At 60.5% G+C, this 18,218-nt stretch carries 20 protein-coding genes; 16 read left to right on the forward strand and 4 right to left on the reverse strand.

Translation table 11 applies throughout. The annotated features are described in order from the left end of the window. The first annotated feature begins 23 nt into the window (after positions 1-23). From G8767_RS00895 to G8767_RS00925, 7 genes are read left to right on the forward strand one after another with little or no spacing between them, the layout of a single operon-like run. Complete coding sequence (locus G8767_RS00895; RefSeq protein ID WP_007732768.1) at positions 24-380, forward strand: hypothetical protein; 357 nt, start codon at positions 24-26, stop codon at positions 378-380. Beyond that, positions 380-814 (forward strand): hypothetical protein, encoded by a 435-nt coding sequence (locus G8767_RS00900; protein WP_166809079.1) that lies wholly within the window; start codon positions 380-382, stop codon positions 812-814. The genes G8767_RS00895 and G8767_RS00900 overlap by 1 nt, the downstream gene beginning before the upstream one ends. Next, on the forward strand, positions 811-1,806 hold the full coding sequence (locus tag G8767_RS35650) for a dihydroxyacetone kinase subunit DhaK (RefSeq protein WP_124569594.1): 996 nt from the start codon (positions 811-813) through the stop codon (positions 1,804-1,806). Before G8767_RS00900 ends, G8767_RS35650 begins: the two co-directional genes overlap by 4 nt. A 32-nt stretch (positions 1,807-1,838) precedes the next feature. After that, the gene (dhaL, locus tag G8767_RS35655) at positions 1,839-2,468 is read left to right on the forward strand and encodes a dihydroxyacetone kinase subunit DhaL (RefSeq protein WP_029256296.1); all 630 of its coding nucleotides are present in this window, start codon (positions 1,839-1,841) and stop codon (positions 2,466-2,468) included. After that, positions 2,465-3,358 (forward strand): 3-keto-5-aminohexanoate cleavage protein, encoded by an 894-nt coding sequence (locus tag G8767_RS00915; protein WP_020909189.1) that lies wholly within the window; start codon positions 2,465-2,467, stop codon positions 3,356-3,358. The genes dhaL and G8767_RS00915 overlap by 4 nt, the downstream gene beginning before the upstream one ends. Continuing rightward, a complete protein-coding gene (locus G8767_RS00920; RefSeq protein ID WP_166809080.1) occupies positions 3,351-5,081 on the forward strand; it encodes an IlvD/Edd family dehydratase in 1,731 nt (576 codons plus the stop codon). The genes G8767_RS00915 and G8767_RS00920 overlap by 8 nt, the downstream gene beginning before the upstream one ends. Then, complete coding sequence (locus G8767_RS00925; RefSeq protein ID WP_166809081.1) at positions 5,068-5,823, forward strand: SDR family oxidoreductase; 756 nt, start codon at positions 5,068-5,070, stop codon at positions 5,821-5,823. The genes G8767_RS00920 and G8767_RS00925 overlap by 14 nt, the downstream gene beginning before the upstream one ends. Before the next feature lie 5 nt (positions 5,824-5,828). On the opposite strand, the gene G8767_RS00930 is transcribed toward G8767_RS00925, so the two are convergent. The 3 genes from G8767_RS00930 to G8767_RS00940 all read right to left on the reverse strand — a co-directional run bounded on the left by G8767_RS00930 (position 5,829) and on the right by G8767_RS00940 (position 9,108). Next, positions 5,829-6,614, reverse strand: coding sequence for an IclR family transcriptional regulator (locus tag G8767_RS00930; RefSeq protein ID WP_166809082.1), 786 nt, complete (start codon positions 6,612-6,614; stop codon positions 5,829-5,831). Between the two features lie 92 nt (positions 6,615-6,706). Beyond that, positions 6,707-8,263: an alpha/beta fold hydrolase gene (locus tag G8767_RS00935; protein WP_166809083.1), complete on the reverse strand. Its 1,557-nt coding sequence runs from the start codon at positions 8,261-8,263 to the stop codon at positions 6,707-6,709. A 77-nt stretch (positions 8,264-8,340) separates the two neighbouring features. Beyond that, positions 8,341-9,108, reverse strand: coding sequence for a MerR family transcriptional regulator (locus tag G8767_RS00940; protein ID WP_095968428.1), 768 nt, complete (start codon positions 9,106-9,108; stop codon positions 8,341-8,343). A gap of 174 nt (positions 9,109-9,282) precedes the next feature. Between G8767_RS00940 and G8767_RS00945 the strand changes: the two genes are divergently transcribed. The 4 genes from G8767_RS00945 to G8767_RS00960 all read left to right on the forward strand — a co-directional run bounded on the left by G8767_RS00945 (position 9,283) and on the right by G8767_RS00960 (position 12,768). Next, positions 9,283-10,233 carry a TauD/TfdA family dioxygenase gene (locus G8767_RS00945; RefSeq protein ID WP_166809084.1) on the forward strand — a complete coding sequence of 317 codons (951 nt, stop codon included), beginning with the start codon at positions 9,283-9,285 and terminating at the stop codon, positions 10,231-10,233. 142 nt (positions 10,234-10,375) lie between these two features. Then, the gene (locus G8767_RS00950) at positions 10,376-11,506 is read left to right on the forward strand and encodes an ABC transporter permease (protein WP_166809468.1); all 1,131 of its coding nucleotides are present in this window, start codon (positions 10,376-10,378) and stop codon (positions 11,504-11,506) included. Beyond that, complete coding sequence (locus G8767_RS00955) at positions 11,503-12,189, forward strand: ABC transporter ATP-binding protein (protein ID WP_095968430.1); 687 nt, start codon at positions 11,503-11,505, stop codon at positions 12,187-12,189. The genes G8767_RS00950 and G8767_RS00955 overlap by 4 nt, the downstream gene beginning before the upstream one ends. Positions 12,190-12,216: 27 nt before the next feature. Continuing rightward, on the forward strand, positions 12,217-12,768 hold the full coding sequence (locus G8767_RS00960) for a TetR/AcrR family transcriptional regulator (RefSeq protein ID WP_124569599.1): 552 nt from the start codon (positions 12,217-12,219) through the stop codon (positions 12,766-12,768). 9 nt (positions 12,769-12,777) lie between these two features. Here G8767_RS00960 and G8767_RS00965 read toward each other — a convergent pair whose 3' ends face one another. Further along, positions 12,778-13,152, reverse strand: coding sequence for a nitroreductase family deazaflavin-dependent oxidoreductase (locus G8767_RS00965; RefSeq protein WP_166809085.1), 375 nt, complete (start codon positions 13,150-13,152; stop codon positions 12,778-12,780). Positions 13,153-13,262: 110 nt separating this feature from the next. Between G8767_RS00965 and G8767_RS00970 the strand changes: the two genes are divergently transcribed. From G8767_RS00970 to G8767_RS00990, 5 genes are all read left to right on the forward strand, one after another. Next, positions 13,263-13,937, forward strand: a complete 675-nt coding sequence (locus G8767_RS00970; protein ID WP_166809086.1) for a TetR/AcrR family transcriptional regulator C-terminal domain-containing protein — start codon at positions 13,263-13,265, stop codon at positions 13,935-13,937. A 198-nt stretch (positions 13,938-14,135) separates the two neighbouring features. Continuing rightward, positions 14,136-15,608, forward strand: a complete 1,473-nt coding sequence (locus G8767_RS00975; RefSeq protein ID WP_166809087.1) for an aromatic amino acid ammonia-lyase — start codon at positions 14,136-14,138, stop codon at positions 15,606-15,608. 99 nt (positions 15,609-15,707) lie between these two features. Next, the gene (locus tag G8767_RS00980) at positions 15,708-16,823 is read left to right on the forward strand and encodes an ATP-binding cassette domain-containing protein (protein WP_095968435.1); all 1,116 of its coding nucleotides are present in this window, start codon (positions 15,708-15,710) and stop codon (positions 16,821-16,823) included. Beyond that, positions 16,820-17,470 carry an ABC transporter permease subunit gene (locus tag G8767_RS00985; RefSeq protein WP_003940005.1) on the forward strand — a complete coding sequence of 217 codons (651 nt, stop codon included), beginning with the start codon at positions 16,820-16,822 and terminating at the stop codon, positions 17,468-17,470. The genes G8767_RS00980 and G8767_RS00985 overlap by 4 nt, the downstream gene beginning before the upstream one ends. After that, positions 17,467-18,207, forward strand: coding sequence for an ABC transporter permease subunit (locus G8767_RS00990; RefSeq protein WP_124569604.1), 741 nt, complete (start codon positions 17,467-17,469; stop codon positions 18,205-18,207). Before G8767_RS00985 ends, G8767_RS00990 begins: the two co-directional genes overlap by 4 nt. Positions 18,208-18,218: the final 11 nt, after the last annotated feature.

The raw sequence follows: 18,218 nt of genomic DNA on the forward strand, positions 1-18,218 counted from the left end.
CTAACGGAAAGAGAGTGTGGATCATGGATTCGATTGCGTTTGCTTCTTCGGCTCAGGCCGGTGATGTGATCGTGACCGGATCACACGGAGGGACGAGTGCTGGAGAGTACGCCGTCGGGTTCGGGGTTCGTGTTGTGGTGTGCAATGACGCCGGCATAGGGAAGAACAAGGCCGGAATCGCAGGCTTGGCTGCGATCGATGCCCAGAAGATCGTCGGCATTGCAGTCGGACACGAGAGTTCGCGTATCGGAGATGGCAACGACGTGTGGGAGTGCGGCATCGTGACGTATGCCAATCCGACTGCGGTCGCAGCGGGTGTGCGTGTGGGCAGCCGCGTTTCCGAAGAAGTGCTGGCACTGATAGAGAGGAGCGTCGACTGATGTTTCGGAACATTGTCGGTGTGGAGAACGGTAGACAGATTGTCGTCATGGACAGTATGTCGCAGATCGAACGGTCGGACCGCGACCGCATCGTCGTTGCGGCATCCAACGGCGGTCAAGAGTCAGGGCGGATGGCGATTGCGACGGGCTGTGCGTTGGCTGTGCTGAACGATGCCGGAATCGGCAAGGATAACGCAGGGATCATCGGAATCGTCCGCATGGGAGATGCGGGACTTGCCGGCGTAGCGGTCAGTCACGACTCTGCCGAAATCAGCAATGGAATGGATATGTGGCACAACGGAACTGTCTCCTACGTCAACGAACCCGCGGCGTCGGCTGGGATACGGGTCGGTGACAATGTTCGCACGTGTGTGAGTGCGTTCGCGGTTTGCTTCCCTGTCGGTCCAATGTCGGCGTCCGAGAGTTCGTCATGATCGGCCATGTGGTCAATCGGCCCGAGGATGTAGTCCGCGAAGCGCTCGAAGGACTTCAGATCCTGCACCCGGAAATGCTCTCCTACCACCGAGATCCGTCGTTTGTGACTCGCGCGGTTGTCGCCCGAGACAAAGTTGTGTTGGTCTCGGGTGGCGGGGCCGGGCATGAGCCGCTACACGCGGAGTTCGTCGGATCCGGCATGTTGGACGCCGCAGTTCCTGGGTCGGTCTTCGCCAGTCCCACAGCCTTTCAGATCCGCGCTGCGGTCAATGCTGTCGAGACCGGACGGGGTGCCCTTCTCATCGTGAAGAACTACACCGGAGACAAACTGAATTTCTCGATCGCGGCCGAGTTACTCGGAACTGAGCGGCAAGTGGAGATCGTGATGGTCGACGACGATCTCGCGACGACGACTGCAGACGAGGGTGGACCTGGACGTCGTGGTACCGCTGCGGTAATTGCCGTGGAGAAGATTTGTGGGGCGGCCGCGGAACGGCACTGGGCGCTTTCCGAGATCGCTGACTTGGGGCGCCGGGTGGTGGCGGCGTCGGCGACGTTGGGTGCAGCTTTCCGCTCGTGCACGGCTCCCGGACAGGATCGTCCGTCCTTCGAACTGGCGCCGGGGGAGATGGAGTTCGGCATCGGAATCCATGGCGAGCGTGGACGTGAGACGCGTCCGACGGTTCCTGCAGCCGAACTCGTGGCGCAGTTGTCGGAGCCGATCCTCGATGCTGTCGGGGTGGAGCGCGGGGACGGTGTGATAGCGATAGTGAATGGGCTAGGGGCAACCCATGGGCTCGAATTATCGATTGCCACTGCAGAATTGAAGTCTTTCCTCGGGGATGCCGGTATCGGTTTGGATCGGGTGATTGCAGGTTCTTTCGTCACTGCATTGGATATGCACGGGCTCTCTATCACCCTTCTCCGTTCGACCGAGGAGTTTCTGGATCTCTGGGATGCAACGGTACGCACTCCCGCACTCGCTTGGTAACTCGAATATGCACTACTGAAAAGAGTTTCATGATGACAACGTTGAGCGTCGGGGACACTCGGGCGTGGATCGATCGATTTGCCGACGCTGCCGAAGATCAATTCGATTCCCTCACAGATTTGGACCGGCTTGTCGGAGACGGCGATTTCGGAATGAATCTGCGGACGGGCCTGCGAAGTGCGGTGCAACGACTTCGTTCCGACCCGCCGACCAGTCCTGGTGAAGTGTTCGCCCGTACGTCGGATGCGTTTCTCGGCATCGGTGGGACAAGCGGACCACTTCTCGGTCTGTGGTTCGGCCGGATCGGAGCAGTCTCTGGAGTTGAAGTGACCGCAACAGACTTGGCTTCTGCCCTAGGTACGGCGACAGCTGCGGTGCAGCGTCTCGGCAATGCCCAGGTGGGTCACAAGACCATGGTCGACGCCATGGTCCCCGCAACCAGCGCATTGACCGAGGCGGCAGTCAGCGGGGCAACCTTGTCTGCTGCCTTGAGCTCTGCGGCCACGGCTGCGAGGCTCGGCGCCGAATCGACTCGCGCGATGCTCGCCCGCCGCGGACGCGCGACCTACGTGGGAGAACACGCCAGGGGCGTCGAGGACCCCGGGGCATCGGCGATTGCCATGTTCTTCGCCGCATCCAGCTACAAGAGCGTTCCGGCATGAGCGATCTGCGAGACAAGGTCATCGTCACAGTTGCCCCGACGGGTGGCTTCCTCACTGTTGCCGACAATCCGTTCATTCCGACTCAGCCTGAGCAGATTGCGGCGGATGTGGCACGCTGCCACAGCGCTGGAGCCAGCGTGGCAGCACTTCATGCTCGACGACCGGACGATCAAGCGACCTGTGATGCCGCAATCTATCGGCGGATGAATACGCTTGTCCGCCAAAGCTGCGACATCGTGATCAACAACTCGACCGGCGGCGGAGTCAACGGTGACATGGTGAGTGTTCGCAGTGACGGAACGCGCGTCGTGGACTGGGACGCGAGGCTGCAGGGCCTGCATGGCGGAGCAGACACATGCACGCTCGATGCCATCACGGCCTATGTGACATCACCGGTCGGTGAGGTACTGATGGACACGCCGCCCAGTCGTGCCGCCGAACTGGCAGCGTCAATGCGCGAACTAGGAATCAAACCTGAATGGGAGGCCTTCAGCCCGTCACATCTGCTCCAGGAGATACGTACGTTGACCGAAGAGCAGCCTGGCCCGCACCTCGTCAATCTTGTACTGGGACTTGATCGAACTTTTCAGAATGCGATGCCGTACTCCCCGCAGATCTTGCAGCAGATGGTGGAACACCTACCGGAGAAATCGGTCTTCTCCGTGAGCATCAGCGGGCCAGATCAACTGCGTGGTCTGACTCATGCACTCGTGCTCGGTGGGCACGTGCGTGTGGGAATCGAAGACTATCCGTTTCTCGCGAATGGGGAGCCGGCCGAGAACGTTCGTTTGGTGGAGAACATCGTCGACATCGTCCAGCGACTCGGAATGCAGCCTGCAACACCTGGGGAGGCAAGGGCAATCCTTGGTTTGGAGGGTTCGGATGAGTAGAACACCGACGAGTAGAACACTTCGCTCGCAGGATTGGTTCGGAGGCAATGATCTCAATGCATTCATCCACCGCTCGTGGATGAAGAACCAGGGTATCCCTGATCGGATGTTCGACGGCCGACCGGTTATCGGTATCTGCAACACGTATTCCGAGCTCACGCCGTGCAACGCTCACTTCAGAGATCTGGCCGAGCAGGTGCGACTGGGTGTCATCGAAGCGGGCGGATTTCCAGTTGAGTTTCCGGTGATGTCATTGGGTGAGACGATCATCCGCCCCACCACGATGCTCTATCGGAACCTCGTCAGCATGGACGTGGAGGAGTCGATTCGAGCCAATCCGATCGACGGCGTCGTACTGCTCTGCGGCTGCGACAAAACCACCCCGGCGCTGGTAATGGGCGCAGCCAGTTGTGACCTTCCCACCATTGTCGTATCCGGTGGGCCCATGTTGAACGGCCGCCATCAAGGTAAAACTGTCGGATCTGGAACCTCGGTGTTCGAGATGAGTGAAGCAGTGCGAGCGGGGTGCATGAGCGAATGTGAGTTCAGAGCAGCGGAATCGGCGATGTCTCGATCGCCTGGTCACTGCAACACTATGGGCACCGCGTCGACGATGGCTTCGATTGTCGAGACTTTGGGCCTCACGCTGCCCGGTAATGCTGCGATCCCGGCAGTGGATTCACGGCGACGTGTACTTGCACGCGACAGCGGCGTGAGAATCGTGGAGATGGTCGTCGAGAACCTGACGATGTCTTCGGTCGTCGACCGAAATTCATTCGAGAATGCGATCAAGGTGAACACGGCGATCGGTGGGTCCACCAACGCTGTGGTGCACTTGCTTGCCATCGCCGGGAGGCTGGAAATTCCCCTCGAACTCAGCGATTTCGGGGAGCAGAGTCGTGACGTTCCCCTGCTGGTCAACCTCATGCCTTCGGGTACCTATTTGATGGAAGATTTCTTCTACGCAGGCGGACTGCCCGCGGTGATCGCCGAGCTCGGAGACATCCTCCATCTGGATGCCGCCACGGTTACCGGAAAGACTCTCGGTGAGAACAACTCCGGCGAAACGATTTGGGATGACGACGTAATTCGTAGCACGGCGGCACCGTTGCTGGAGCAAGCCGGCATAGCGGTATTGACCGGCAATCTCGCGCCGAACGGTGCAGTGATCAAGCCGTCTGCGGCGTCGCCCGAGTTGCTCAGCCACGTGGGTCGTGCGGTCGTGTTTCACGGAATGGATGACTTCACGGCGCGCGTCGACTCGCCGGATCTCGACATCGAAGCCGACGACGTCATCGTCCTCACCGGTGCTGGGCCGAAGGGGTTTCCGGGGATGCCAGAGGTAGGTAATCTGCCACTCCCTCGAAGGCTGCTCGAGCAGGGTGTGCGAGACATGGTCAGGATCTCGGATGCGCGAATGAGCGGAACAGCCTTCGGCACAGTCGTTTTGCACGTTGCGCCTGAAGCGGGAGCCGGTGGGCCTCTCGGCGCCGTCAGGGATGGTGATTTGATCGAGTTGGATGTTGCTCGTGGAGTCTTGCGTGTACTCGTCGACGACGACGAGCTGGCCAGGCGTCTCGAGGCGTTGCCGCCACGCGTACAAAAGAGTACGAGTGGGTATCAACGACTGTTCGTGGATCATGTGATGCAGGCCGACCGCGGAGTCGATTTCGATTTCCTGGTGGGCAGGCGTGGAACGGAGGTACACGGTGACAATCACTGAGCGTGTCGGCCGAGTCGTGGTCGTGACCGGTGCAGGGTCGGGACTCGGCCGCGCAATGGCCAGAGGTCTACTCGACGCCGGACACCACGTTGTATTGGCTGGTCGAAACAGCGTGAGCTTGGAAGGGACAGGTGGGGGTCACGAGCGTGCAGTGGTAATTCCCGCTGATGTGTCCTCGCCCGAATCGGTTCACCGGTTGTTCACATCCGTGACTGAGCGTTTCGGCAGACTCGATGTACTTGTCAACAACGCAGGGACATTCGGGCCGTCGGGGAGTGTGGACGAGATCGATCCTGAAGCGTGGAACGCGACAGTCGCAGCCAATCTCACCGGCGTATTCCTTTGTGCGCGTGAAGCGATTCGTATCATGAAAACACAGGATCCGAGAGGAGGCCGGATCATCAACAACGGTTCGCTCTCTGCTCACACACCACGGCCCGACAGCGCCGCCTACACTGCGAGCAAACACGGTGTGTCAGGCTTGACGAAGTCGATCTCTCTCGACGGCCGAGAGTTCGACATCTGCTGCAGTCAAATCGACATCGGTAATGCGGCAACTGATATGACAGCCGGAATCGGCCACTCCGCCAGACAATCCGACGGCACCACCAAGCCGGAGCCGACATTCGATCCACGTCATGTGGCGGACACCGTTGTACAACTGATCGATCTACCACTCGACGTGAATGTCCCGACTCTGACGATCATGGCCAACCGTATGCCGTACGTCGGGCGCGGTTGACGGCGTCAACGTCGTTGTAGGACAGGGCGGACGACGGACTGGGCGCTCGAGAGATCGCGTGAGATGGCGATTGCCGTCGTCCGCACCGCCGCGTCGATACGGGTCAGATTGATTCGGCCGGCCATGCCGGAAATGGAGATAGCGCCGAGGACGTCTTCGTCGGGGCCGAATATTGGTGCTGCGGCGCCGACGATCCGGGGAAATGCTTCCTGGCGGTCGAAGGCGACACCACGCTTGCGAACACGATCCAGCTCTCGGTGGAAGAGTTCGGGATCGGTGATGGTGTTCTCGGTGTGTGCTTCGAGTAGAGTGGGCATCGCGAAGTCCGAAGAGTCTGCGAAGGCCAATACTGCTTTGCCGGAACAACTTGCGTGTGCAGGCCATCGACCGCCGATCTGTTGCGGAAGGCGTGGTCCGTCGTCTCCGCGGAAGACATCCAGGTAAACCACGTCGAAACCGTCCAACACCGCGAGGCCCACATTGTGTCCGGTTGCTTCACGCAGTGCCGAGAGGTGTCGGCGCGCTGCTTCGCGGAGGTTTCGCTGCCGTGGAACGGATTCACCGATCTCGAACAAGAGCAGGCCGAGGCGGTAGTTGGTTCCTTGCCGTTCGAGCAACCCGACTCGGACGAGATCGTCGACCATTCGGTACACCGTTGTTTTCGCCATGCCTGTTCGGCGAACCAGCGCTGCTGCGCTGAGAACGCCTGAGCTGTCACGAAAAGTCTTCAGGATCTCGGTGGAACGACCAATTGCCGAAATCTCGCCATCGGCCCGATGAATGGGACTCACCGAACTATTCTGTCTGCCTGATGCGCGATTGTCGAGGGGCAATCGCGCATCAGATCACGCAGGTCTTCCGGCGACGGGATCACCGGATATCGTCACGACTCGCACACCACGTCCTCTTCCGGCAGTGTGCCGTCGAGTAGGTACGAGTTGACGGCGGCGTTTGCGCAAGTATTCGCGTAACCGGGGAACACCGCATGAGTTCGGCCTGGAACTGTCACGAGCCGTGAGCCTTTCATCGCTTCATGCATACCGAGTCCTTCGTCGTACGTCGTGCGGGTGTCACCGGTTGCCTGAATCTGCAATGTCGGAACGTTGTTGTCGATGTCGATCCGCGTCGGGGCCTCACTGCGCCAGAATGCACACGGCATGATCGTGTTGTGAGTGCCGGCAAAGATCGGCTGATCAGTGCGGTGCTCCTCCAACTTGTCGCGGTACCACTGGGGATCGCTCGGCATCGACACGTCTCCGCAGACAATGGCGATTGTTCCGGCATAGTCAGGGCCGGTTCCCAACTCGGTCTGGAACCACGCCTGCATCAGTCCCGTCAGCTGGGGATGGATGTTCTCGACGGTCTTGCCGGCGGCGAGATCGCGCAACTGAACCAATACCTGTGCGAATGCCTCGCTCTCTATCTCGGTGTCGCCGGTTCCGTTGACGTACATCAGGAATGGAAGGACGTGATCGTCTACGACGTAGTCACCGATACGAATCGGAGTGGTGGCAGCGTCCGAGATCAGCTTCTCGATGAGGGCTCGAACCTCGGCGGGCGTCGATCCGAGTGCATAGGTGGAGTTGTGTTCTGCTGCCCACCGCGAGAAACCGTCGATAGCCTTCTCGTTGGCCGGGCCCATGTCCTGGAACATTTCGTATCCGTATTTCTTCGGGTCCGGTGCACTGTCGAGAACCACACGGTCGATCCGGTCGGGGAACATTTGAGCATAGGTTGCACCTAGATATGTGCCGTACGACCACCCGAAGTACGACGCTTTCTCCTGGTCGAGGGCACCGCGAATCACGTCGAGATCGCGGGCGATGTTCTGAGTATTGATGTGCGGCAGATAGTCCGGGTACTTGTCCCAGCATTTGTCGGCGGCCTCGCGTGCGAGCGCAACACTCTCGTTCCACCCCTCATCCGTGGTACCGGGTGAACGCATCCATGTCATCTGCTCGACGCCGCAGTCGATCGGCGTGCTCTTGCCGAGTCCTCGGGTGTCCATACCGATGACGTCGTATGCCGCTGCGACTTCCGGTGTCATGCCCGCATTCAGAATCTCGGGCAAACCGAGACCTCGGCCGCCCGGGCCGCCGGGGTTGGTGAGCAGGATCCCGCGTCGCTGCGCGGGGTCGGTGGAGGCGACCCGCGAGATCGCCACTTCGATCGTCTTGCCGTCAGCGGCGGAATAGTCCAAAGGTACTGTGACCATGGCGCAGTCACTTGCCGTGGATGTCGCGGTATCGGCGGCGCACGGCCCCCATTCGACAGTCTGATCGTAGAACGCGCTGAGATCGGGTTGTGGAGCTGTCTGCGGGGCAGAAGGTTCCGAGCACGCCGCCAATGCGGGCACAGCGAGTGCGGCCGCAGCGACGGTGGAAGCCAGCCATTTTCGTGGTCGAGGCATGCGTGATCTGGGCATGATGGATCCAGTCATTGTCGTGTCCTTGCGTCGAGCCCTCTTCGGGCAGCATTGATCGCCCCACTTCTGATGTGGGGATTCGGTGTCGGGGTTCAGGGTCGGGATTGGCGGGCGGCGAACTCCGCAGCCACGGCCTTCGCGAATCTTTCCTGGGTGACGGTTCGTCGATCCGCTTGGTGTTCGCGCAGTACCGCTACCAGTCGAGTTGGGGAAGCGTTCTCCGGTGCAGCTTGTTCGGGTAGCACGCTCTCGGTGAAGTCGCAGAACTGAATGGCAAGGGCCGCAATTGTATCCGCGTCCGCCGGTGCGTCGGCGAGGGCATACATGCGAGCTATCAGTTCGATGGCCTGCTCGCGGTTCGGCTCAGCCAATACCCGGCGATGTGCGGACAGGAGTGAATCGCAGACCTCGGGATCACCCCCGGAGACCGTGAGTGCGAGGATCAGAAGTTCGCGCTCGTTGTCGATCCACGCTGTCGGCGCACCGGCAACGACATACTGTGCGAGCACTTCCGAAAATGCATCGGGTAGTTCAGGGTCGGCGTTTCGGCGTAGCGACTCGATGTGAGCACGCTGAACAGCGATCTGTTCGGCCTTTGTTGCCAAGTCCTTGTCGAGGGCATCGAGTGCGGACCGGGTGTCGTGAGCGTCGCCGTCGAGGAGTTCGGCGATCTTGGCGACAGGAATCCCCAGATCGCGCAGGCGGCGGATGCGGCTCAGTCGTGCCAGGTCCACCGCGCGGTACATGCGGTAGCCGTTCGGTTGGCGTTGTGGTTCTTCGAGAAGGCCGTTCGAGTGGTAGTAGCGCACGGATCTGACGGTGGTGCCGGCCAATTTGGCCAGCTCGCCGATGGTCATCATCGCCTTGCCCTCCCGTGATCGAATCGGATTCCGTCTGTGGAAACCATTCTCCAACCCTGACGCGGCGTCAGGGTCAAGGTTCGACCGGGGAACGTGACCGTTGACACATTAAGGATGAAACCTTAACGTGGATACCGTCCGTTACGACATTGTCGATTCCGAGGAAGTGCCCTGATGGCTACCCTTTTTCCTGCGGCAACAATCTTTCCGATCCCCACCGATCCGCTTGCTGCCTACGGTCCACTCGTTGCTCGCCGGAATCCCGAGTCGGTAGTTCCGGCGCCGTACGAACACTTTGCAGTCAAGGCGGTCGCGCCGACGATCGGAGCGGAAATCTCCGGTATTCGACTCAGCGGGGGCCTGTCCGATGCCGTGATTGCGGAACTCGGCCGAGCTCTCCTGGAATGGAAAGTCCTCTTCTTTCGGGATCAGGACCTCGACCGAGCGGAACATCGAGCATTTGCCGAGCGTTGGGGCGATCTGGAACAGCATCCGTTCTTCAAGTACACGCAGCCCGGGCAGACGGACGTCGATGTCACGACGCTGGCCAAGGATGGGATGGTCGGCGGCGTCGAGAACAACTGGCACAACGACGTGACGTGGCACGAGTTTCCATCGTTTGCTGCCGTGCTTCGTGCAGTCGAGGTGCCAGAGGTGGGTGGTGACACATTGTGGGCTGACACCGCTGCTGCCTACGATCTGCTTCCGGAAGACGTCAAGAGGCGAATCGATCCTCTTGTTGCTGAACATGATTGGATCAATTCTTTCGGGAGGTCGATGCCGGCCGATGCCGTCGAGATGCTGCGGCCTGAGTTTCCTGCTGTGCGGCACCCCGTGGTGCGGGTCATTCCCGAAAGCGGCAGGCGGGTGTTGTTCGTCAACATGACCTTCACGCAGAAAATCTTGGGGGTATCCGAAGAGGAGTCGAACGAGCTTCTCGCGATGCTCTACCGGCACGTCAACCGTCCGGAGTTTCAGGTCCGTCTCAAGTGGGAGCCGAATACCGTTGCCTTCTGGGACAACCGAACGTGCCAGCACTATGCAGCCAGCGACTACTTCCCGGCGAGACGTGTGATGGACCGAATCTCGATTGTGGGAGATCGACCAGTGGGCATTGTGGGTTGATTTGGCACTCACTGCTTCGGTTGCCTACTACAAGTCGTAGTTATGTACCTCACATAGCTTTTCGACGCCTTGTCGATATGATTTCGACAAGGCGTCGATAAAAGTCGGCGTGACTCGCATCGACGACTTTGGAGCTTCCCGAATGTTCCTCGCCCTGCGTGAACTGTGGTTTGCGCGAAATCGATTCCTCTTGATGGGTGCCGTGGTTGCCCTCATCGCGATCCTGATGGTGATCCTGTCCGGGCTCTCGTCCGGCCTGGTCAACGATGGTGTGTCCGCGTTGCAGCGGACACCGATCCAGGCATTCGCCTTCGCTCCGGACACGAAGGCAGACTCTGCCTTTTCACGGTCGGTCGTCACCGAAGAGCAGGCGCAGGCATGGCGCGCGCAACCGGATGTCCAAGACGCCGAACTGTTCGGAAACATGATCGTCAATGCAAAAACTCGCAGTGGCACTCCCGTCGATCTCACTCTTTTCGGCATCGAACCGGGCTCGTTCCTCGAACCCGCCCCTGCCGACGGGAGGGCTTTGCTCGCTGACACCGACATCATCGTCAGCTCCACCTTCCGTGACGACGGTGTCTCGATCGGTGACACCGTGATACTCGACCGACTCGGCACCGAGCTGACAGTGGTCGGATTCACCGAAGACAAACGCACTTTCGGACACGTCGACGTCGCCTACCTGCCCTTGCATACCTGGCAGGAGGTACACGCCGGCGCCAAGATCGGCGAAACTGTCAACGCCAGTGCGTATTCCGAAGCAAGTGTTGTGGCAATCCGAGGCAAGGGCGATGCGTTGCCGGGCCTCGCATCGGGAGATGCGGCGGCGGGAACGTCTGCCAAGACGCTCGAGGACTCTTTCGACTCGTCACCGGGTTTCTCCGCGGAAATGATGACGATGTCGATGATCAAGGCGTTTCTGTACGCGATCTCCGCGCTGGTTGTCGGCGCATTCTTCAGTATCTGGACTGTTCAGCGCGGTCGTGAACTCGCTGTGTTGCGTGCGATGGGTGCTTCCACCGGTTTCCTGCTCCGCGACGGACTGGCGCAGGCATTGGTGGTGCTGCTCGGCTCCATCGGTGTTGGCGTCGTACTCGGGTTGGGTCTCGGCTCGGGACTCGAAGGTGGAGGAATGCCGTTCGCTCTCGAGTCCGGTCCGATCGTCAACGGCGCGGCGCTCTTGGCGGTACTCGGGCTGATGGGCGCAGCCGTTGCCATCGTCCGCATCACCCGTGTCAACCCGCTCACCGCGTTGGGAGAAATCCGATGACCACAGTCGAAAAGACCACTACCGGATTGACATTGGACGCGGTCTGTCTTCGATTCGGTGACGGTGACTCCACGGTGCTCGCCCTCGACGACGTGAATCTCGACGTCCGGCGTGGGGAACTCGTCGCGATCGTCGGGCCGTCAGGTGCTGGTAAGTCGAGCTTGCTCGCTGTCGCAGGCGGCCTCGCGCGTACCTCGAGTGGGTCGGTCGTCATAGACGGCACCGACGTCACGGCCATGCCGGCCCGTGCCCTGGCCGAACTCCGGCGAGACAAGATCGGATTCGTCTTTCAATCCGGAAACCTTGTTCCGGCGTTGACGGCGCGTGATCAGCTTCGGCTGGTTGCCAAGATTACGGGCCGGCCCGGACGCGACGCCGATGAACTGCTCGACTCGGTCGGTATGAGTCACCGTGCCGATCGCCGGCCCGGGCAGCTCTCCGGAGGCGAACGTCAACGTGTGGGTATCGCTCGGGCACTGATGAGTAACCCCTCGCTCCTGCTCGTCGACGAGCCGACGGCTGCTCTCGACCGCAAGCGCAGCCACGAAGTGGTTGAACTGCTCTCGCGCGAAACTCATGAAGCAGGCGTCGCTACGATCATGGTGACCCACGATCACGACGTGCTCGGGCACTGCGACCGCATCCTCGAAATGGTTGACGGTCGATTGCGTCAGAGCGAGTAAGCCCGCAAGGGGACTGGAGGAGATTCGGTGCCGAGGATCGATGCCCCCACTGTGGCCGAGCATCGCGCTGCTCAGCGCCGTTCTCTCCTCGACGCTGCACACGCTCTTCTGTCCGAGACCCCGGACCGGCCGCCGGGGCTCGGTGAGGTTGCAGCGAAGGCCGGGCTCGCCAGGTCGAGTGCCTACCACTATTTCCGGTCCCGAGAGGATCTCCTCAGCGCCGTCGTCGAAGACATGTTCCCGCGCTGGAACGACAAGATCGTCGAGGCGATGGCAGGCGCCGACGATCCGGTATGGGCGTACGTCGAAGCAAATCTGCAATTGGTTGCCGACGGGGAGCATGCGATAGTCGGAGCGCTGGCGACGCTGACCCCGCAAACGTTTCGAGATTCGCGGATCATGGAAATGCACGACAGCCTTGTGCTTCCACTTGTCGAGGCACTCCGTCTCCGCGGTGTGTCGGACCCCAAGCTCACCGCGAAGTTGATCAACTCGCTCGTGCATACGGGTACAGAACTGATCGAATCCGGTTGCAGCATGGACGAAGTCAGGTCCGCCGTGCGCGAGGTCCTGGCGTGACGAGCAGGTTCAAGCCGTAGTCAGATCCATCCGGAGATACTCGGTGATGCGGAGCATCCTCGGGGGTTGGGACACGTCTGAGGAAAGTGCTTGAAATGCTTCGTCTTTCGCGACGAGGCGCGGGGCGCCGAGGCTCACCTCCGTCTCGTCGACCGACAGTCGAGCGCTCCCCGCTTTCAAGACGTTCTGCACCCAGTCCGAGCCTGATCCGTACACCAGGATGAAGACGTAGCCGCCGTCGACCGGATAGGCGTCGAGAGGCGTCTGATAGGTCGTCCCGGATGTGCGTCCGACGTGTGTCAGTACCGGCCACTTCCCGCTCGAGATCGCTCGCGGATTGAACACTCGCTTGTTGACGTGTCCCCACCATCTCGGCATCGGCATCGTGATCTCCTTTCGCGAGCGCCTTACGAGCGTAAGGCTGACTTACACCTGTAAGGGTGACTTACGTCTGTAAGGTTGTCAACGTATTCGTTCCTCGGAGGGGAGTCTGTGTGGCACGGCAACCGCGACAGTCGCTGAACAGAACTCGCGTGATCGAGGGTGCAATCCGCGTTGCCGACGCCGGCGGTGTCGAGGCCGTCACGATGCGACGAGTGGCTCAGGAATTGGGCATCGAAGCAATGTCGCTCTACCACCACGTGCCCAACAAAGATGCGATTCTCGACGGCGTCGTCGATGCGGTCTTCGAGGCGATCGACCTACCCGACAACGAGTGTGCGGATTGGCGAGATGCAATCCGTGGACGCGCCTTCTCCGCTCGCGCAGTCCTGTCGCAGCACCGTTGGGCTCTCGGTCTGCTGGATTCGCGACGCAACCCTGGCTCGGTGACTTTGCGTCATCTCGACGCTGTGCTGGGAGTTCTCCGGAAGGCGGGGTTCACGCTGCCGATGGCCGCCCATGGAGCCTCGCTGATCGACAGCTACATCGGCGGATATGTTCTCCAGGAGGCAAATCTACCGATCAGCGCCCCCGGCGACGTCGAAGAAGTTGCGAGTGGCATCCTCGAGCACCTTCCGGCTGAAGAGTTGCCCTTCCTTCACGAGATGATCGTCGATCACGGTCTGAGTCCGGCTTACGACCACACGAGTGAGTTCGCCTACGGTCTCGATCTCATTCTCGATGCGCTGGAAGCGCGTCGGAGATCGGCGACACCCGTCCTCGAATAGCGACCATTCGTGTTCAGTTGCTCACTCGTACTGGGGTGACGCAAGGTGTGCGCACGCGGATGAGCTGCGGTGTCCCTATTGACAGGTGGCTGTATATACAGGAATATACATTCATCAAAAGTGACCCAGGGCACATTGCATGGATCATGTGATGCACGCCGGTCGCGATGGCCGAGTCCTTCGATCGATGGAGTTCTGATGACTGAACGTCTTCCTGCGGAAGACCGGACGGAAGACGACAATGTCGTGCTCGACGGGAGAGGGTTGTCGGTTCACCGGGTGAACGAAATTGCGCGAGAGCCGGCCGTGATTCGACCTGCCGACGCGGCGCTCGAGCTCACACGGCGGTCATGGGAGACCGCGGTTCGGGTTTCCTCCCGTCAAGCGGTGTACGGGCGCACGACGGGGGTAGGCGGGAATCGTGAAACGGCCGTCTCCGACGGTGTGCAGCAGGATCTGAGGCTTCTGAGAAGTCACGCGACGGGATCGGGCCCCAGGCTCCCGGACCGGGTGGTGCGCGCCGCGATCGTCATCCGCACCAATCAAATTCTCAACGGTGGCTCAGGCATGCATCCCGACATCATCGACGGTCTGGTCGCTGCTGTTGCATCGCAGAACCTGCCGACAGTGCACGCACGCGGTGCGATCGGAACGGGTGACCTGAGTGCGTTCTCCGAAATCGCCATGGGGCTGATCGGTGAGAGCCCGCTTCGCGACGGACGCACCGGAGTCAGTTGGATTCCGCACCACGGTGATGCACTTCCGTTCATTTCCACCAATGCGATGACGGTGGCGATCGCAGGCGACACCAGTATCGACGTCGCGCGGTGGCTTCAACACTGCTTGGTCGTCAGTGTTCTTTCCGTGCTTGCGTCGCGTAGTTCGGTCGAACCGTTTGCTGCACAAGTACAGTCGGCAAGAATGCACTTCGGTCAAGCGGAGGTCGCCGAGCGCGTTCGCGATCTGCTGGCCCCACACGACATCACACCCGTGAGAGTTCAGGACTCGTTCGGGTTTCGCGCCCTACCGCAAATCTTGGGTGCCACCTGGCAAGCGGTGCATCGACTGCAGAACACGCTGAGTATCGAGATGAATTCGTCTTCCGAGAATCCGCTGGTGTCGGTCGAAGACGACATGGTGTTCCACAACGGAAATTTCCATGCGATGCCAATCGCTCTTGCAGTTGACGAGGCGAAGTTGGCGGTCGCCAGTGCTGCCCTGCTCTCGCAATGCCGGCTCGCCAACCTCTCCGACCCTGCAGTCACCGGCCTCCGTGCGTTCCTCGCAGACGGTCCTGACGGCAGCAGTGGAACCATGCTTCTCGAATACACGACTTCTGCTGCCATTGCCGAGATCCGCTCGTCGGCGGCACCGGGGTCGTTGGGCCACACGGTAATTTCGCGCGGAACCGAGGATCACGCAAGTTTTGCATCCCAAGCTGCAACCCAATTGGCGGACATTCTTGCCCAGTCTCGATTGGTGCTGGCGTGCGAACTGATCTCGGCAGTTCGCGCACTCTCGCAACAACAGCGTGAGCTGGATCCGGCGACCGAGCTCGGTGCGTACCTCGCGCGTGCGCGTTTGGTGCTGGATGCGAGGACCGAAGACCGGCCACTCAGTGCAGATCTGAGTGCTGCCGTGAACTTTCTTTCTCAACCGCTCGACCAGTAAGCAGGTGGACCGAATCACAAGTAGGTGTGTGCTCGAACGGAACTCGACCATTTCTCCTGGGTGCGTCCGGACTCAGGTCGACACGAAAGTAGTTCGTAGATGATCAAATTCGACAAGGTCACCAAGGCGTATCCAGACGGAACCATTGCCGTCGATGCTCTCGATCTGGAGTGCCCGACGGGAAAGATCACCGCCTTGGTGGGTCCTTCCGGCTGCGGCAAGACGACCTCACTTCGCATGATCAACAGGCTGATCGAACCGACGTCAGGCACGATTTCGCTCGACGGTGAGTCCGCAGCGGGAATGGATCCGGCTCTCCTGCGTCGACGCATCGGGTACGTGATCCAGCACGCGGGTCTCTTTCCCCATCGCACCATCGTCGACAACATTGCGACGATGCCTCGATTGCTCGGCGCGAGTAAAAAGGAATCTCGTGCTCGCGCTATGGAACTGCTCGAAACTGTTGGTCTGACGAGCAACTTCGCCGACCGCTATCCGTGGCAGCTCTCCGGAGGACAGCAGCAACGAGTCGGTGTCGCGCGAGCGCTGGCCGCGGATCCGTCATTCATGCTGATGGACGAACCGTTCAGCGCCGTTGATCCGGTCGTTCGCGGCCAACTGCAAGACGAGTTTCTCCGTCTGCAGAAGGAAATCGGAAAGACGATCATCATCGTCACTCACGACATCGACGAAGCGCTGAAACTCGGGGATCAAGTGGTGGTACTGCGTACCGGCGGCATTCTTGCGCAGGCGGCGACGCCTCTCGAATTGCTGACTCAACCTGCTGACGAATTCGTTGCCGACTTCGTCGGACGTGACCGTGGGTACCGATCGTTGGGGTTCACCACATTGGACGGCGAGTTACCGACAGTGTCAGAACCCGTTGCGCATCTGGGCGATTCCGCTGCGGCGGCCCGCGCACTCACCGGCGATACGTGGCTGTTGGTAGTGGATCCCGCGAACAAGCCGCTCGGATGGGTGAAGCCGGACGCGCTCACGGATTGTATCCGCCCGGACGACTTGAATCTCAGTGGAACACTTGCTGATTCCACAGGGACGATGCGCGCTCTGCTGGATGCGGCGCTGTCAGCGCCGAGCAAGCGTGGCGTCGTCGTGGACGACGCCGGACGTCTGGTGGGAACCGTCACCGCGCACGCCGCGGTGGAAGCCATCGAGGCCGCCGATCTGGCTGACGCGGGGAGGGCACTCCGATGAACTTCGAATGGCTCGGACGTCAGTCCGACCGGATCATGGACCTGGTGGGATGGCATGTTCTGCTGTCGTTGATTCCCTTGGTGATCGGCTTGGTGGTCGCGTTGCCGATCGGCTGGGTTGCCTATCGCAGTCGTCGGTTGCATCCCTACGTGGTGGGCACGGCCGGATTGCTCTACACGATCCCTTCGCTCGCGCTGTTCGTGCTCCTGCCTCCGATTCTGGGTACCAAGATTCTGGACCCGATGAACATCATCGTTGCGCTCACCGTGTACACCGTTGCTCTGCTCGTGCGGGTAGTGGCCGATGCGCTCGATTCGGTTCCGCCGGAGACAGTTCTGGCAGCGACGGCGATGGGTTACCGGCCGTATCAGACGCTGTTGAAAGTGCAGTTGCCAGTGGGAGTTCCGGTGATCTGTGCGGGTTTGCGCGTCGCAGTCGTCTCGAATGTCAGTCTTGTCTCACTCGGCGCACTCCTGGGTATTCCGCAGATAGGTTCGTTGTTCACCCAGGGATTTCAGTTGCGTTTCTACACTCCCATCATCGCGGGTATCGCTCTGTGTCTGGTGCTGGCGTTGATTCTTGATCTCCTCATCATGTTGGCGAATCGGCTCTTGACGCCGTGGACCCCGAAAGTGACCACATCATGATCAACTACCTACTCGACGGATCCCACTGGACCGGGCCGGACGGTATCCCCACCCTTCTCGTTCAGCACTTGATGTACACCTTCGCCGCGCTGGCGGTGGCTGCGGTTATCGCGATCCCGCTCGGTCTCTACATCGGACACACGGGCCGAGGCTCCGTTGTTGTTGCTGGACTGGCCAACTCGCTACGAGCGCTGCCGACCATCGGTCTGCTGATCCTACTGGTTCTCATTATCGCGCCGTCATTCCCGAACAAACTCGCGTATCTGATCCCCAGCCTCATCGTCCTGGTGCTTCTCGCGATCCCTCCCATTCTCACCAACACGTATGCCGGAGTTCGAGCGGTCGATCAGGCTGCAGTCGACGCCGCGCGGGGGATGGGATTTCGGTCGATGCGGATCTTGACCGAGGTCGAGATTCCATGTGCCCTGCCACTCATGTTGTCCGGCATCAGAAGTGCCGTTCTTCAGATCGTCTCCACTGCGACTGTGGCCGCCTACATTTCGTTGGGCGGGCTCGGCCGGTTGCTGATCGACGGAAAAGCTCAGAGCGATTACGGCCAGATGGCGGCCGGAGCCGTACTGGTATCGCTGATTGCGCTGGTTTTCGATCTCGGAATCGGCGCACTGACTGCGCGAGTCGTTTCGCCTGGCATCACCAGGCGCGATCGGAAGAAGAAGTCAGAGAAGCCTGCCGCCACCGAACAACGCACTGCTGTGCCCGAGCCCGCACCGATCTGAGGACATTCGAA

Source organism: Rhodococcus sp. IC4_135, from assembly GCF_011602025.1.
GTDB lineage: Bacteria > Actinomycetota > Actinomycetes > Mycobacteriales > Mycobacteriaceae > Rhodococcus_F > Rhodococcus_F baikonurensis.

What these genes read in the sequence shown, in the direction of transcription:
- G8767_RS00895 (WP_007732768.1), top strand. Translation starts at nt 24, where the DNA reads ATGGATTCGATTGCGTTTGCTTCTTCGGCTCAGGCCGGTGATGTGATC.
- G8767_RS00900 (WP_166809079.1), top strand. Translation starts at nt 380, where the DNA reads ATGTTTCGGAACATTGTCGGTGTGGAGAACGGTAGACAGATTGTCGTC.
- G8767_RS35650 (WP_124569594.1), top strand. Translation starts at nt 811, where the DNA reads ATGATCGGCCATGTGGTCAATCGGCCCGAGGATGTAGTCCGCGAAGCG.
- dhaL (WP_029256296.1), top strand. Translation starts at nt 1,839, where the DNA reads ATGACAACGTTGAGCGTCGGGGACACTCGGGCGTGGATCGATCGATTT.
- G8767_RS00915 (WP_020909189.1), top strand. Translation starts at nt 2,465, where the DNA reads ATGAGCGATCTGCGAGACAAGGTCATCGTCACAGTTGCCCCGACGGGT.
- G8767_RS00920 (WP_166809080.1), top strand. Translation starts at nt 3,351, where the DNA reads ATGAGTAGAACACCGACGAGTAGAACACTTCGCTCGCAGGATTGGTTC.
- G8767_RS00935 (WP_166809083.1), bottom strand. Translation starts at nt 8,263, where the DNA reads ATGACTGGATCCATCATGCCCAGATCACGCATGCCTCGACCACGAAAA.
- G8767_RS00940 (WP_095968428.1), bottom strand. Translation starts at nt 9,108, where the DNA reads ATGATGACCATCGGCGAGCTGGCCAAATTGGCCGGCACCACCGTCAGA.
- G8767_RS00945 (WP_166809084.1), top strand. Translation starts at nt 9,283, where the DNA reads ATGGCTACCCTTTTTCCTGCGGCAACAATCTTTCCGATCCCCACCGAT.
- G8767_RS00950 (WP_166809468.1), top strand. Translation starts at nt 10,376, where the DNA reads ATGTTCCTCGCCCTGCGTGAACTGTGGTTTGCGCGAAATCGATTCCTC.
- G8767_RS00955 (WP_095968430.1), top strand. Translation starts at nt 11,503, where the DNA reads ATGACCACAGTCGAAAAGACCACTACCGGATTGACATTGGACGCGGTC.
- G8767_RS00965 (WP_166809085.1), bottom strand. Translation starts at nt 13,152, where the DNA reads ATGCCGATGCCGAGATGGTGGGGACACGTCAACAAGCGAGTGTTCAAT.
- G8767_RS00975 (WP_166809087.1), top strand. Translation starts at nt 14,136, where the DNA reads ATGACTGAACGTCTTCCTGCGGAAGACCGGACGGAAGACGACAATGTC.
- G8767_RS00980 (WP_095968435.1), top strand. Translation starts at nt 15,708, where the DNA reads ATGATCAAATTCGACAAGGTCACCAAGGCGTATCCAGACGGAACCATT.
- G8767_RS00985 (WP_003940005.1), top strand. Translation starts at nt 16,820, where the DNA reads ATGAACTTCGAATGGCTCGGACGTCAGTCCGACCGGATCATGGACCTG.
- G8767_RS00990 (WP_124569604.1), top strand. Translation starts at nt 17,467, where the DNA reads ATGATCAACTACCTACTCGACGGATCCCACTGGACCGGGCCGGACGGT.